The sequence below is a fragment of the Bacillus basilensis genome, from assembly GCF_050630465.1.
Classification (GTDB): domain Bacteria; phylum Bacillota; class Bacilli; order Bacillales; family Bacillaceae_G; genus Bacillus_A; species Bacillus_A basilensis.
Window position 1 is genome coordinate 34,084 of the sequence record NZ_JBNTQO010000022.1, and the last position, 14,749, is coordinate 48,832.

Annotated in this window: 10 protein-coding genes and 1 pseudogene; 3 read left to right on the forward strand and 8 right to left on the reverse strand. The window is 32.7% G+C overall.

Features of this window, described 5'->3' with window-relative positions:
- Positions 1-3: 3 nt before the first annotated feature.
- The 3 genes from ACQVV1_RS26265 to ACQVV1_RS26275 all read right to left on the reverse strand — a co-directional run bounded on the left by ACQVV1_RS26265 (position 4) and on the right by ACQVV1_RS26275 (position 4,083).
- A complete protein-coding gene (locus ACQVV1_RS26265) occupies positions 4-1,320 on the reverse strand; it encodes a sensor histidine kinase (protein WP_063224984.1) in 1,317 nt (438 codons plus the stop codon).
- A 233-nt stretch (positions 1,321-1,553) separates the two neighbouring features.
- Positions 1,554-2,534, reverse strand: coding sequence for a glutaminase GlsA (glsA, locus tag ACQVV1_RS26270; RefSeq protein ID WP_063224983.1), 981 nt, complete (start codon positions 2,532-2,534; stop codon positions 1,554-1,556).
- 124 nt (positions 2,535-2,658) lie between these two features.
- Positions 2,659-4,083, reverse strand: a complete 1,425-nt coding sequence (locus ACQVV1_RS26275) for an alanine/glycine:cation symporter family protein (RefSeq protein WP_063225007.1) — start codon at positions 4,081-4,083, stop codon at positions 2,659-2,661.
- A gap of 1,142 nt (positions 4,084-5,225) precedes the next feature.
- Between ACQVV1_RS26275 and ACQVV1_RS26280 the strand changes: the two genes are divergently transcribed.
- Positions 5,226-6,377 carry an anion transporter gene (locus tag ACQVV1_RS26280; protein ID WP_242252654.1) on the forward strand — a complete coding sequence of 384 codons (1,152 nt, stop codon included), beginning with the start codon at positions 5,226-5,228 and terminating at the stop codon, positions 6,375-6,377.
- Positions 6,378-6,638: 261 nt separating this feature from the next.
- On the opposite strand, the gene ACQVV1_RS26285 is transcribed toward ACQVV1_RS26280, so the two are convergent.
- Positions 6,639-7,412: a hypothetical protein gene (locus ACQVV1_RS26285; protein WP_242252653.1), complete on the reverse strand. Its 774-nt coding sequence runs from the start codon at positions 7,410-7,412 to the stop codon at positions 6,639-6,641.
- Positions 7,413-7,539: 127 nt separating this feature from the next.
- Between ACQVV1_RS26285 and ACQVV1_RS26290 the strand changes: the two genes are divergently transcribed.
- Both ACQVV1_RS26290 and ACQVV1_RS26295 read left to right on the forward strand, forming a co-directional pair.
- Positions 7,540-8,067 carry a matrixin family metalloprotease gene (locus ACQVV1_RS26290; protein ID WP_001009604.1) on the forward strand — a complete coding sequence of 176 codons (528 nt, stop codon included), beginning with the start codon at positions 7,540-7,542 and terminating at the stop codon, positions 8,065-8,067.
- Between the two features lie 23 nt (positions 8,068-8,090).
- A complete protein-coding gene (locus ACQVV1_RS26295) occupies positions 8,091-8,864 on the forward strand; it encodes a cardiolipin synthase (RefSeq protein ID WP_242252652.1) in 774 nt (257 codons plus the stop codon).
- A 255-nt stretch (positions 8,865-9,119) separates the two neighbouring features.
- Here ACQVV1_RS26295 and ACQVV1_RS26300 read toward each other — a convergent pair.
- The 4 genes and pseudogenes from ACQVV1_RS26300 to ACQVV1_RS26315 all read right to left on the reverse strand — a co-directional run.
- Positions 9,120-9,401: pseudogene (locus ACQVV1_RS26300) on the reverse strand (erythromycin esterase family protein); the annotation flags it as partial.
- Between the two features lie 99 nt (positions 9,402-9,500).
- The gene (locus ACQVV1_RS26305; protein WP_063224977.1) at positions 9,501-11,090 is read right to left on the reverse strand and encodes a bifunctional metallophosphatase/5'-nucleotidase; all 1,590 of its coding nucleotides are present in this window, start codon (positions 11,088-11,090) and stop codon (positions 9,501-9,503) included.
- Positions 11,091-11,705: 615 nt separating this feature from the next.
- Positions 11,706-13,346: a catalase gene (locus ACQVV1_RS26310; protein ID WP_431169719.1), complete on the reverse strand. Its 1,641-nt coding sequence runs from the start codon at positions 13,344-13,346 to the stop codon at positions 11,706-11,708.
- Positions 13,347-13,459: 113 nt separating this feature from the next.
- The gene (locus tag ACQVV1_RS26315; RefSeq protein WP_431169720.1) at positions 13,460-14,296 is read right to left on the reverse strand and encodes an alpha/beta fold hydrolase; all 837 of its coding nucleotides are present in this window, start codon (positions 14,294-14,296) and stop codon (positions 13,460-13,462) included.
- Positions 14,297-14,749 lie beyond the last annotated feature (453 nt).

Below are 14,749 nucleotides of genomic sequence, written 5' to 3' on the forward strand. Positions count from 1 at the left end.
GAATCACCCTTTCGAAATTATATGATCAATCCCTAATCTAATTATAAAAATTGATCCTTTTCCTTCGGTTCTGTCCTCAAGCGTAACATCACCTTCAAGTTGTTCGACCATTTCTTTAACATACGATAGTCCGATGCCTGTCGATGGATTGCCTAAATCATCATATTTAGAAGTAAAACCAGGCTCAAAAATTGAATCTTTATATTTTGAAGAAATACCGGGACCATTATCGCCTATTTGAAATTCAACAAAATGGTGGTCTTTATTAATGTCAATTGTGATGGTTCCCATACCTTGGATAGCTTCTACAGCGTTTGTAACGATATTATTTATAATAGATAAGATTGTATAAATATGATAATGAGAATGTACACCATCAATTTTATACACAAATTGAATGTCTTTCTCTAGTAACTGTGCATATTTCGTATTCGCCCGTATAATGATATTTACCAGTTCATGTACAGACATATAATCTGTAAAACTTTCATCAGAAATTAGTTTTGAAAGCCCCGCAAAAATACGTTGATTATCCTTTTTAACATCATGGACCTCACCAGCAATTTGTAATGCCTGTTGCCTTAAATCCTGAAACTGAAAATCCATCTGTTTATGCTCAAAAGAATCTAAGGTTTTATATAAATCATAGGATTTTTTTGTTATATTCTCAGCATCTTGTAATGTTTTTTTTAAATGAACAGCATCTTCATATAAATTAGAGATGAGCATAAGCATATGTTCATTTTGTTTCTTTATGTGTCTCTCCCTTGATTGTGCTTCATACAATTTCATCATATTGAAAAAGCTTAGAACTATAAAACTATGGGAACATGCGATAACAATGATCTCATTTATTGCCTCGGATGTGATCGATGTTTTTAATACGAAATATTGAATCATTAATTCCACACAGTCTGACAATATTTCAATAATACAACCAATCAAACCAATCATTAGTGGTTGATGATAAAAACGTTTGATTTTTGCTAAATGAAAGAGATACGAATACGTAAAATAAAAGAAAAAACTAGGATAGTGAGTATGAAAAGCGGCTAACCAATCCATATTTCCCTTTATAATGACATCCATTGAGATACGAAATACTACAACGACTATCGCTGTTAAAAAACCCGGTAAAAATGCTGGAACTCGTCGAAACAATAACAAAAAAAAGAAAAATGTTGGTGCACCAAAGCTCATTCTAAATGTTTCATTTAAGGGAAATGACTTTATTTCACCTACTAAGGGTACTGTAAGTATCATTAAAACGAGAATATAAATGTCTTTTTTTACTAAATTACTAAGATTCAAAATAATCACTTCTCACTTTCGCCTAACAGTCAGTATACAAACCTATTTGCATTAATACAACACTTACTCTATTTTTTTCAAAAACTGATAAATAAGATATAAACGAAAGCATTACAGATTGTGAGTATTCATTACACTCTTCTACTTTAGAAAGATACTTTATAACTCAAAAATGTTCAGACACAATATAAGGTCTGAACACTTTTGGACTCGCTCTAACATCAAAATATCTGTGCTCCTTTTTAAAATATACTTAAATCCCATTCTTTTGCAATATGTTCTAACAACATAATTCCTGGTAAACTATTCCCATATTCATCAATGGCTGGTCCGTAAATACCAATACCACATCCATCTTGGAACGATAAATCCTTCCTAGACTTTGAGGGAACAAGTGTCATAATTCCGCCGGATACCCCACTCTTAGCTGGTAATCCAATGAAAGCAGCAAATTTTCCAGAAGCATTGTACATTCCACAAGTAAGCATTAAAGCTTTTGTTAACCTAGCTACTTCTTTAGGGAGCACTTGTTCTTTGCGAATAGGATGATATCCATCATGTGCTAGTATAAGCCCTATTAAGGCAATATCTTCTGTATTTATTTCAATCGAACATTGTTTTAGGTAAACCTCTAGTGTCTCCTCCACATCTGATTCTAGAAAACCATTCTCCTTTAAATAGTATGCTAAAGCTCTATTACGATGAGCCGTTTCCCATTCTGATTGAAATACTATTTCATTAATAGCAGGACGCTTCTCTATCATTTTTTCAATTAATACGTATAGAGATTCTAATTTTTCTTGCACCGATATCCCTGGCAAAAGTGAAGTTATCGTAATCGCTCCAGCATTAATCATAGGATTAAAAGGTTTTCCTGGTTTATGTATCTCTAAACGAATAATCGAATTGAAGGCATCTCCAGTTGGCTCTACGTCAACTCGTTCTAATACATAAGAAATACCGCGACTTAAACAAACGGCTATAAATCCGATTACTTTTGATATACTTTGTAATGTGAAAGGTACCTCCCAATCTCCTGACTTTATCATTGTTCCATCTGGCTTTACTATACAAATACCTAACTGCGATACATTTATTTCTCCCAGAGCGGGAATATAACTGGCGCTTCGTCCCTTAGCTGCATACGTTCGATAATGAGCTACCCATTGATCTAAGCAAACTTTTTCTTGACCCTCAATTTGAACGATAGAATCCTTTATCATTTAACAATATTCCCCCGTACTATTAACTTTATATAGAATAATTTTTTCTTTAATATCATCAATAATATTTGCACTAGAACCAAGAAAGATATTCAGACATATTGCAGTCTGAATATCTTTCTTATTACACACTTTTCTTTTTTGAAGTTTCCTCATAACTATCCCAACATTCAACATTTTCAAGCCCTTTAATGTTTTCTTTATAAAAAACAGGATCTTTACCAGCTTTTTTCTGGTTTATATAATCTTGTAACGCCGCAAATGCTACTTTTGAAAGTAAGGTAATAGCAATTAAATTAATAATAACCATAAAGCCCATAAATAAGTCCGCTAAATCCCATACAATTTGAATCTTTGCAACAGAACCAAATACAATCATAGCCAACACACTTATTCTGTATATCATTAACCACACTTTACTTGTATGTAAGAAGCGAATATTTGTTTCACCATAATAATAGTTGCCAATTAACGCACCAAATCCAAATAAAAAAACAAAGATAGCAAGACAACCCGATGCCCAAGAACCGATGTGTTCACTTAATGCTGCTTGTGTAAGTGCAATACCATTTAACCCCGGTTGTTTATATGCATCAGAAAGCAAAATAATAAAGGCAGTGCTAGTACAAATGATCAGTGTATCCGTTAATACACCAAATGCTTGAATCAGTCCTTGTTTCACCGGATGACTTGTTGTTGCTGTTGCAGCAACGTTTGGTGCACTTCCCATACCAGCTTCATTTGAAAATAAACCACGTTTAACTCCATTCATAAGTGCTGCACCAATTGAACCTCCTGCTATTTGTTTAAAACCAAATGCGTTTTGAACAATAAGAGAAAGAACTTCCGGCATTTTTGATATGTTAGTAACTACAACAAATAATGCAACTCCAATGTATAATACCGCTAAAAATACCACTTTGTATTCAGCCATTTTTGCAATACGTTGTACACCACCAAAGATAATCGCAGCGAAAGCAATGGCCATGATTATCCCGACTGTTAGACGATCTGTACCAAATGAGTTTTGAAAAGCAATTGTAACTGTATTTGATTGTACTGAATTGAATACAAGACCAAAAGTAATTGTGATTAAAATAGAGAATAATACTCCCATCCAACGTTTATTCAATCCTTTTTCCATATAATAGGATGGACCACCGCGGAAGCCAGTTTTATCTTTTACTTTATATATCTGTGCTAATGTACTTTCAACAAAACTGGATGCCGAGCTAATAATAGAAATAATCCACATCCAAAATACAGCTCCAGGACCTCCTAATGCAATCGCAATTGCAATTCCTGTAATATTCCCTGTTCCAACGCGAGCTGCCATACCAATACAAAACGCTTGAAAAGGAGAGATTTGATCTTTAGAACCACTTTTCCCCTCCATTAATACACGGACCATCTCTTTTAACATTCGAAACTGTACAAAATTCAATTTAAATGTAAAATAAATTCCGCAAATAACAAGCATAATAATTAACAATTTAGACCACAAAAAATCATTCGTTGATCCGACTAAATCTACAAAAAACCTTTCCATATTATCACTCCATACCCCAAATTTATCTATCATAATCTATATAAAATCACCTATATTCCCTGGCATAAATACCTCATTCATATTCAAATACAACAAGGATAAAAATTTTCTATATTAATAGGGTTGGCCTGTTTAAGCAAACGTCACAACATGTAACTGTAAAACTGGAATTTTGAAAAACTTAACGTTTATACACACGGTGCTCTATCCCCTTCTGTAAAACTAATATTCTTATCCACTAATGTTGTTGTACTATTATGTTTGTTTCGTTTACCGGTGATTTACATTTAAATCATAATAATCAATAGTGATTAACTGGTTTTTTGTTAATTTTCTCAAGAACATGGAAATATCTCCTTTCTCACTACTAATCTCAAAAATAGGCTAGGTAAAAACTTCACGAAAAATCTATTAAGCGCTTTCAATATTCAACTAAGAGAACCTTGTCTTTAATTTATAATTAAAAGTACAGAATGTTACGAAAAAGTACAGATTTTTATAAAAACAAAAAATATTTTAAGGTTTTTTCATCTAAAAAACACTGAGATTTTGTGAATTTTATACAGTATCCAAACGTCGCGGATTCCGTTCTACCTAACCTTTGACAAGCCTCTATTTTCTTCATAAAAACATGCATACTTTTTCTCTTTTAGAACTTCATATAAAGTATTTGAAATCAAGAATCGATAGGGTATTATAAGAATATTTTAAAAATAAAACATTTAATTTATTTATGGTATCATACAAAAAACATTTGTTTTCTCAATTAATCCCCTAGTGGGATTCGTCTATATTGTACATATTTACAATATTAAAGACACTAAGCAAAAAAGGATTTTGTTGAAGGGATGAAACATTACAAAACTCTTATTTAGGACCTTATGATATCCTCTTTTCTAGCAATATCGAGTTAACCAAAAATATGATTTTTGGCAGCTCCACAAATAAAAAACTACTCATATTATTATTTTTTGAAAACGTTATTAATATTATTCCATTTAAGTTTCAAATGTTAGAACAACCAATTGATAAGAAAAGCTATTAATTTTATTGCAATATAAAAAAATTTGTTGAATACCTATTATTAAATGTATATTTCCCTTGCGTTTCATTCTACTAACATAGATTACAGGTGGTGTATTGTGAAAGAAATAGTATTCGTTCAAAATAAAAAAAGACTCCTTATGAAATTCGGATTTTTAAAAAAGGATATAGTACTTACCATTTCACTGATACTAGCAATTGTAAGCTGCTTTATATATTCGCCAAAGATCGAATATATTAACTTTGAAGTGTTAATTAGCTTATTTAATCTAATGGTGGCCATTAAGGCCTTTGAACAGCTAAAGATATTAGACAAACTTGCCGTTGCCATTTTAAATAAATGCAATAACAGCAGATCAATATCTATTATTCTAATTTTGTTATGCTTTATTTGCTCCATGTTTGTAACAAATGATGTCGCTCTCCTCACTTTTGTGCCAATAACACTTGTCATTAGTAAAAAAACACAAATGAACATGATGGATACAATCATCCTGCAAACAATTGCGGCAAATATCGGCAGTAGCTTGATGCCTATGGGAAACCCACAAAATTTATACTTATATTCTTACTATGGAATTAAGCTCATCCCATTTTTAGGTTCAATCCTACTTTTAGCTGTACTTGGAATCAGTTTGTTATTTATATTTACTCAAAAACTTCAAAAAACAGATTTGAAAATAGAACTACCTGTTATTACCGTGAAAAATCGAAAAAAAGCTACCATCTGGATTTTGATACTTATCACTATCATTGCATCTATTTTTGGTGTCATTAATTATTACATTGCGCTAATAGTTACATTGATGGCAGCATTTACGTTAGATAGAAACTTACTATTTAAGATTGATTACTTTCTTCTAATAACCTTTGTCTGTTTTTTTATTTTTATCGGAAACATTTCCCATTCCGATGCGCTGGAGACATTTGCTCGCGCTAATTTAAGAGGAGATACTTCAGTCTTCTTTAGTTCCATATTCTTGAGTCAATTGATTAGCAATTTTCCTACTTCAATTCTTCTATCAAACTTTACTTCTGATTGGAAAGCTTTATTACTAGGAGTAAATATTGGAGGGCTTGGAACAATTATCGCATCTTTAGCCAGTGTAATTTCCTATAAACTATTCACTCAGGCCAATGGTAAAGAGAGTAAGGCATATTTAATTAAATTTAGCATTTACAACTTTTCATTTTTAATCATACTTACATGTATACAATACTTTATCTTTAAATTTCTAAAAATTTTTTGAAAAATTGATTGCTTTAGAAAAACCCAAATATCTCAGCATTAAATTGAGAAATTTGGGTTTTAATATAGGTATGTTTAAAGAGATACAACAAAGTTACCATCAATTTAATATTTTGAGATGTTCTCAAAGCGAAACTCTTTTAGCTTTTACGTTATTTATTAGATTTTAGTTCATTTTTTATGCACTCAGTTATATAATAAATGACTGAATTTATAGGGTAATAACTTTCAATTAATAATAGAAATATAGCTTACGACAATGTTATTTCATTTTTGAAGTCCTCTTCACAAAATCCTTAATGTCCCTCAATTTTTTTCCGCTAATATTATCTTTGATGGTTGAATCTATTTCATTTTCAATATGAAAAGTTTTATCCTTAACCTTTGTTTCAAATTTATATTTATTTTTATCCCAATTTATTAGATTGCTCTTTAGGTGTGCAATATTTCTTAAATCAAATTCAATCATAAAAGGTTCTAAAGCTGGATAAAAATGTCCAAGTTTATTATTTTCTTTTAAAAAAACTATATATGTCTCCTCGGATTTTGGTTTTATATACAATGGATCTTTATTTTCTACTTTTTTAGTAAACACTTTCGTAGCACCTTTCAGAATGACTCCATTTTTATCAATGATTTCATTACTTTCCTCTAATACGAGATTTTCTGAATATCTATGATTTATTAAGATTTCATTCTTTACATAGTCCCCTTTTAAGATTTCTTTGACATGAAAACTAAACAAATGGCCTTCAACATCTTCACTTTGAATCTCATGTGATAAACTGTTTGCCATATTCCATTTAGAGTATAAGCCGTCATATTCACCTAGTACAATTACGTCTGCTTCTTCAACCATTTCGCTTAAATGATTTGTAGTTTTGAATGTCTTATTTAATACTATAGTTTCAGAATTCGATGACACGCTAGACACTCCTGCCACATCTATACTGGACCAAATTGTTTTACCAATAATAATTAAAAAAGTAAATATGAATAAACATAGACACCATTTCATTGCTTTATATTTATACATTATAATAAAGTCTCCCTAAATTATATTTTCTCAATACAAAATATTCTAAATGTTAATGAAATATTAATCCAAAAGAAGAGAATGGTGCTATAATTCTCTTGTTAAAAATAATCTTTGGAGGGATAATATGAATTTTAAAAAAGGGATTACTGCATTTTTATTAGGTACTGTGTTTGTTTTTTCAAGCGTTGGAGTTTCAGAGGCTTATGTAAAAGAAGGATGGAAGCTACCTTCAAAATCAGCTACATATAAATGGGGAGACAGATTAGACGATGGTTCAAGTATCATCAAATCCGGTTGGCAAGCTGCCGATTCAGCCTGGTACACTGCTTCTCGTATTAATTTTACAGTTTCTGCTTCTTCTGTGAACACATTAAACTCTTGGTTTGAAAGTTCCTCTACTTATTATGGAAGAATGAAGACATCTTATAATACATCTACTAAAAAAGTAACGAAATTTGCTGGTGATATTAACGCAGGTAATACAAATATTACAAAATCAAATGTTGCTAAAAGTACAGGAGTCCATGAGTTTGGTCATGCAATAGGAATAGGTCACAACAGTGGTACTTCAATTATGAACAGCAATCGTAATCGTACTACTATGCATGTCCCTCAAACTGACGATAAAAATGGCGTAAATGCAATCTATTAACAGAAAAAGGAGATGGTTTCTTAATGTTAAGTAAAAAAACAAAAACTATAATAATTGCAATACCTTTGGCTACAGTAATTGGTTTTGGAGGATATTCAGTATTTAATAGTCACTTCTCCCCTGTTGCTGGTGAAGATAATAATACTGAAACTGTTATTCTCAGTAAGGATTTCCCTGCTACAAGTGACTTAAATCAAATGATTAATGAAGCAGATCTAGTTGTAATCGGTGAATATGAAGGTCTTGACTCTAAATGGAATATGGCACGTAATCCAAGTAATCCATTGGAAGAAGACAAAGAAAATTATGTTGAAGGACATCTATATAATTTCAAAATTTCCGAAACAATTAAAGGTATGACTGAAAATAAACAAATAAAAATCAATCATCGTTTCGCTGAAACTGTAAAACTTGAAGATTCTAATGCAGTTGTTGCACCAGATGGCACAGTTACAAAAAAAGCTACTAAAGTAACTACTAAAGAGGTGCAAAATAAGGATCCTTTATATATCGAACCTAAAGTTAATAAAAAATATATGATGTTTTTGAAGAAAGATCAATTATTTGGTAACTACTACGGAGCAATTGAACCATTCGCAATTACCTTTGATGAAAATAACAAAGCAGATCTTCAGACAAACATAGAAACTATTAATGAAAGTAAAATGTCTTCCAAAGCACAACTTGCAGGAAAGACAATTGTATTAAAAAATGAAATACATGAAACTATTACTGATAATATTAGCGGTAAGACCCTTGATGAATTAAAAGAACAAGTAAAACAAAAAAACAAGTAATAATTATAACTTATAATGATTTTTCCTATTTCATATGATAATTAAAATTAATTTATAACTGTTATTACAGATTAAAGAAAAATCAACTTAATCTAACCCACTATGTCTTTCGTATTATCTAAGACTATAGTTACAACTAGTTCAATTTCTAATTTTGCAAATGCTGCTCCTACATAGCGCATGTGCCAAGATTTATCTGCATAACTAGTTACATTCTCCTTTTTTCCAATGTTAATAGCTTCGTAATACAAACTGTTACACAGCAAAAAGTTGAGATGGACTCAATTCTTGAATTTGAACAAGTATATCAAATGATTTACCTAATGATATATCAACAGTTTTTGGTATATCAGGCCCTTCGGTAGTTATCCCAGCGAAAATTGGATGTTGTTCACTTAACCAAGTTTTTGTCACTCCGTTTGCCTTACGTAAATCAATAAAAAATTGATCTTTTTTAACTTGTCCAAAGATGTAGTTTTAACAGTTTGGATCATCTGATTTTAATGTTCCATAGGGGCCAAATTCACCGCCACTATTAATTGGCCACAGTAATAATTTATTTCAAACCCACAAAAAATAGATTACCTGTACACTAAAAAGTATAGGTAATCTATTTTTTGTGAGATTAATAAAAAACTAATTTATTTTTTGAATTCTTCCATCAATAATAGACTGAATTGGTTCTTTTGATTTTTTTATATAATCTACTAATGCTTCAAAATCAGTTGGTCCTGTTTCAGCATCTTTACCGTTTTTAAAGGATACAAATCCATCTCCACCTGAAGCTAGAAATGCGTTCGCAACGACGCTGTAAGTTTTAGAAGGAATAATTTCTTCTCCATTTGTTAAGCGAATACTTGTTACTTTTTCTCCATTAGGTTTGTTTGCATCCCAAGTGTATTGGATCCCTGAAATTTGAAGCATTCTTGTTATGTCTTTTTGCCATTGTTGGTTTAAAATATCACGAATGTCTTGACCTGTTAAATTTACTTTTATTAATTGATTTCCGAATGGTTGAATACCATATATTTCTCCCCATGTAATATCACCAGCATCTAAGTCATTACGAATACCACCAGGATTCATAAGTGCAATTTGGGATTGCATTGTTGTACGCTGGGCATCAGTAACTAAATTTCCAAGAGTAGATTCACCAGCCATATTGAGTTTGCGATCTAGTGGCGCAATAGACTTACCTACAACTTCATTGACAAGAGGTGCGATTTTTGCTTGATATTTCTCCATCTTCTTCTTTATTTTTTTATCAGGCTCCATGCCTTCATGGTAAGTTGTAACAATTTCTGCTTTTTTCTCAACAATATCTTGTGTTTTACGATCAATCTTTACATCAACATCAGCAAAAGCCATACCATAAGAATTTGCTTGTACGACAAGTTTATTATTGACAGTTCCATTTACATAGGTGTGGCTATGCCCACCAAAAATAACATCGACTTCTTGATCAGTCTGATTTGCTAATCGGACGATATCACCATTTGTTACGCCGTTCCCATCTGTTGTACCTCCGTTATGCGCAAGAACAACGATAGATTTAACGCCTAGTTTTTTTAATTGCTTTACGGATTTGTTAATAGCTTCAACTTCATCTGTAATTTCTACATTCTTTAGCATAGTAGGCATAACAAGGTTAGGAACATCCGTTGTTACGACTCCGATAAATCCAACAGGAACTCCTTGTACCTTTTTTATAGTGAATGGTGGTAAAAATAATCGACCCGTGGATTTATTATAGAAATTTGCGGCAACATATGGGAATTTTGCTCCTTTAAAATTTCCTGTTTTCTCATGGTATCCACCATAAATAAGGCGGTTCATTTCCGCAACACCTTCATCAAATTCATGATTTCCTATAGTTCCAACATCGAATTTCAAATCATTTAGAAATTCAATCGTAGGTTCGTCTTGTAATAATGCTGAAACAGGAGTACTTGCTCCAACAACATCGCCAGCATGTACCTTTAATGTATTCGGATTTTGTTTTTCACGATCACGTAAATAAGCCCCTAAGTACTCAATTCCCCCTGCATCTTTATTGTTAATTTTTTTTACAGTGTCTAGTTGCCCATGAAAATCGTTAATACCGAGCATTTGTACATCTATGTAGCGGTTTTGTTCTGTACTTGCTTGGGCTGAAGGCACAGCGAATACACTAGTAAAAGTAACTGTACTTAATGCTAAAGCAACTGGAATGATTTTTTTCAACATAAAATTTCTCTCCCCTAATTAAAATTTGACATAATACAATGTTATTTTAATATATTAAGAGAATTATTTCTATAAAAATTCTACCAATTATAAAAATTAATAAGATTTTATTGTTTTCTGACAAGATATTTCTTCCTCAAAAATGTGAAGGTGTAAAACGACAATTTTAAGTGGGAGATGAATATTTGTAGGCTGTAGCCTACACTTTTTACTTAGGATATAAAGGCTCCAAATCAACTTAAGAAACTTCACTACCCAAAATAAGAAAATGTGCATTTCTTTGTTTTGAGGATTATTCAAAATATTATCTTGATAGTAATATAGTAATCCACCTAAGAGACCTAAAAAAACTCTAATCCATACATTTTAGCTGTTAAGAAGATTTCGATTCTTTAAATTGATTACAGTGGTGCACTATGCCGCATTTAAAAAGATGCTCCTGGATTTATCCAAGAGCATCTTTTTAAATGCTTTATTTTTTACTTGTTTATCAACTATCTTATGATATTTAGTACCTCTCATATTTTTAAATAAAACTAATTTACTAATCGTATGAAAGACTACCTAACCATTTTTACGGCACTCCTAAGTATCTCCTATTGTGCTTACGTCTAATTAATAAGGATCTGATTCATTGCTTTCCTTTACTGCATCTTTTGTTGCTTCGTTTGCAGCTAATGAACCTTGGCCATATTTTGATTTACTTACTTCGTGGCCTGGAAGTTTGGCTTCCGTTTTAGCTTCTTTCATTTTCTTTTCAATACCTTCTTTGACACGACGGCCATAATCCTCATCAGCTTGCGTGAAGTGTTCAATCATCGCATTCTGAATTCTTTTGTCACATACTGCAAGTGCTTCAGATAGATTTTTAACCAATTCATTTCGTTCCCACTCCTCAAAACTACGATATGTGTGACCTGCTTGACCATAATTATTAGGACGATCGATTGGTGCACTCATAGCAGCCGCATTGTAAGTTGGTTGGTGTGGGTGATGCTTTTCTTGTTTTGCATCTTTATAACCACCCAGCATAGATGGCTCATAGTTAATATGCGGATTTTCTCCAGACTCTTTCGGATTACGCATATCCATTTGACCACGATGTTGATTTGTACGAACAGGTGCTTTAGGTGCATTTACAGGTAATTGCAGATAGTTTGCACCAACGCGATAACGTTGAGTATCTGAATAAGAGAAAGTACGACCTTGTAGCATTTTATCATCTGAGAAGTCCATGCCATCAACAAGTACTCCTGTACCAAAAGCAGCTTGTTCAATCTCTGAATGGTAATCAACTGGATTACGATCAAGAACCATACGTCCTACTGGTAACCACGGGAATTGCTCCTCTGGCCAAAGCTTCGTATCATCAAGAGGATCAAAATCGAGTTCTGGATGATAACCATCCTCCATAATTTGTACAAATAGCTCCCACTCTGGATAATCTTTGCGCTCAATTGCTTCATATAAATCTTGTGTTGCATGACTAACATTCATTGCTTGAATACTGTTTGCATCTTCTTGTGTTAAATTTCGAATTCCCTGCTTCGGCTCCCAGTGATATTTCACCAATACAGCTTCGCCTTTTTCATTTACCCATTTATAAGTGTTTACACCAGATCCCTGCATATGGCGATATGTTGCTGGAATACCCCATGGAGAAAATAAAAATGTAATCATATGCGTTGCCTCTGGGGTACGAGAAACAAAGTCAAACATCCGCTGAGGATTCGACACATTTGAAACTGGATCAACCTTAAATGCGTGAATCATATCTGGGAACTTCATCGCATCACGAATAAAGAAAATCTTCAAATTATTCCCTACTAAATCCCAGTTACCATCTTCCGTATACATTTTCACTGCAAAACCTCGTGGATCCCTTGCTGTTTCTGGTGAATCCTTGGCTCCAGCTACTGTAGAAAAACGAACCATTAACGGTGTTTTTTTACCAGCCCCTGAAAATACTTTCGCACGAGTATATTTTTCTGCCGGCTCATCTCCAACTTTTCCATAGGTTTCAAAATACCCAAATGCTCCAGCTCCTCGCGCATGTACTACACGTTCCGGAACCTCTTCTCGATCAAAATGAGAAATTTTTTCGATGAAATGATAATTTTCAAGTGTTGCTGGACCACGATTCCCAATTGTTCGGATGTTTTGATTATCCTTCACAGGGTGCCCCTGTCGTGTTGTCAATGTCTCACGTTTCACGTCTTGTTCCTCTAGAGAATTCTTGTCCTGGTTTTCTGCCATAATTGAAAACCTCCTCAAAATTATTCACCTTTAGGTATTTCCATTTATTAGAAAAAATATGATAGAATTGCAACTTATTTATAATGTATCAATTAACAATTATATAGTTGTAATCAGTCCTTTAAAAATAATAGGAGTGCTTCATTAAATTCTTTGGCATGCGTTGCATTTAGCCCATGTGGACCACCCTTTATTAACGCTACTTTAGAATTAGGAATTGCTTCATGTGTTAATTTCCCACTATATTCAAATGGTACAGTTGCATCTGAATCACCATGAATAACAAGGGTAGGTATATTAATCTTGGCTAAATCGCCTCTGAAGTCTGTTTTGCTGAAAGCAGCTATACAATCTAGCGTTCCTTTAGGTGATGCACCCGCAGCGATATCCCTATTGTAAAGTCGAAATGGTTCACTAACTAAGTCAGTTCGATCTCCAGCAGCAAAAAATCCTTTCGTAAACTCATCAAGGAATGCTAGGCGCTCACTTTTTACTCCATTTTCAAATCCTTGAATTGCTACATCATCTAATACACCCTGAGGATGATCTGCTGACTTGTAAAGGTATGGTGGTACAGCTCCTGCAAATACAACCTTCTCTACTCTATTGGTTCCATATTTTCCAATATATCGGGCTACCTCGCCTCCACCCATAGAAAAACCAACAAGTGTGACATTTTGAAGCTCTAACTGTTCTAATAGTTGATGTAAATCAGAAGTAAAGGTATCATATTCATACCCTTCCCACGGCTGAGATGATTTTCCAAAGCCTCGACGATCATATGTTATAACTCTGTATCCAGCCTCAACAAGAGCGGGAACTTGGTATTCCCAAGATCGACCACTTAACGGCCAACCATGAATTAGTACAACTGGTTTTCCTATACCATAATCCTCATAATATATCTCAATTGGCGCTTGATTTTCGGTTCCTACAGTAATTTTTGCCATTGTCCTACCTCCTTTAATATGTATCCTTTTCTTCAATAATTCGGATAAATCTCATAACCTATTTATACACATTTATATTGTGAACACTAAGCTTGAAACTCTATTGTTCTGATGAATTCATTTTCTGGTTATGGAACAATTCCTCATCTTATACTTTTCCATCACGAAGTATTTGCTAAACATTCCTCATATTCAATTCTAATAACAAAAATAGGTGACTATCAATATCGTTCTATCTATAGAATGTATAGGTAAAATCAATCTATTTTATAGTGAAAAACAACTATAGTTATGACCTATACAAATTATAGATAATTTAGAATTGATTAACCAATTCGTTTTCAAATACTATAAATTTGTATAGCACTTCATGTTCCGTGAATGCTGCTATCACTCATATTAACGGTCAGTTTATTTAAAAACTAATCGTAACAAACGAAGAAATTTAGGATA

What these genes read in the sequence shown, in the direction of transcription:
- glsA (WP_063224983.1), bottom strand. Translation starts at nt 2,534, where the DNA reads ATGATAAAGGATTCTATCGTTCAAATTGAGGGTCAAGAAAAAGTTTGC.
- ACQVV1_RS26275 (WP_063225007.1), bottom strand. Translation starts at nt 4,083, where the DNA reads ATGGAAAGGTTTTTTGTAGATTTAGTCGGATCAACGAATGATTTTTTG.
- ACQVV1_RS26285 (WP_242252653.1), bottom strand. Translation starts at nt 7,412, where the DNA reads ATGTATAAATATAAAGCAATGAAATGGTGTCTATGTTTATTCATATTT.
- ACQVV1_RS26290 (WP_001009604.1), top strand. Translation starts at nt 7,540, where the DNA reads ATGAATTTTAAAAAAGGGATTACTGCATTTTTATTAGGTACTGTGTTT.
- ACQVV1_RS26295 (WP_242252652.1), top strand. Translation starts at nt 8,091, where the DNA reads ATGTTAAGTAAAAAAACAAAAACTATAATAATTGCAATACCTTTGGCT.
- ACQVV1_RS26305 (WP_063224977.1), bottom strand. Translation starts at nt 11,090, where the DNA reads ATGTTGAAAAAAATCATTCCAGTTGCTTTAGCATTAAGTACAGTTACT.
- ACQVV1_RS26310 (WP_431169719.1), bottom strand. Translation starts at nt 13,346, where the DNA reads ATGGCAGAAAACCAGGACAAGAATTCTCTAGAGGAACAAGACGTGAAA.
- ACQVV1_RS26315 (WP_431169720.1), bottom strand. Translation starts at nt 14,296, where the DNA reads ATGGCAAAAATTACTGTAGGAACCGAAAATCAAGCGCCAATTGAGATA.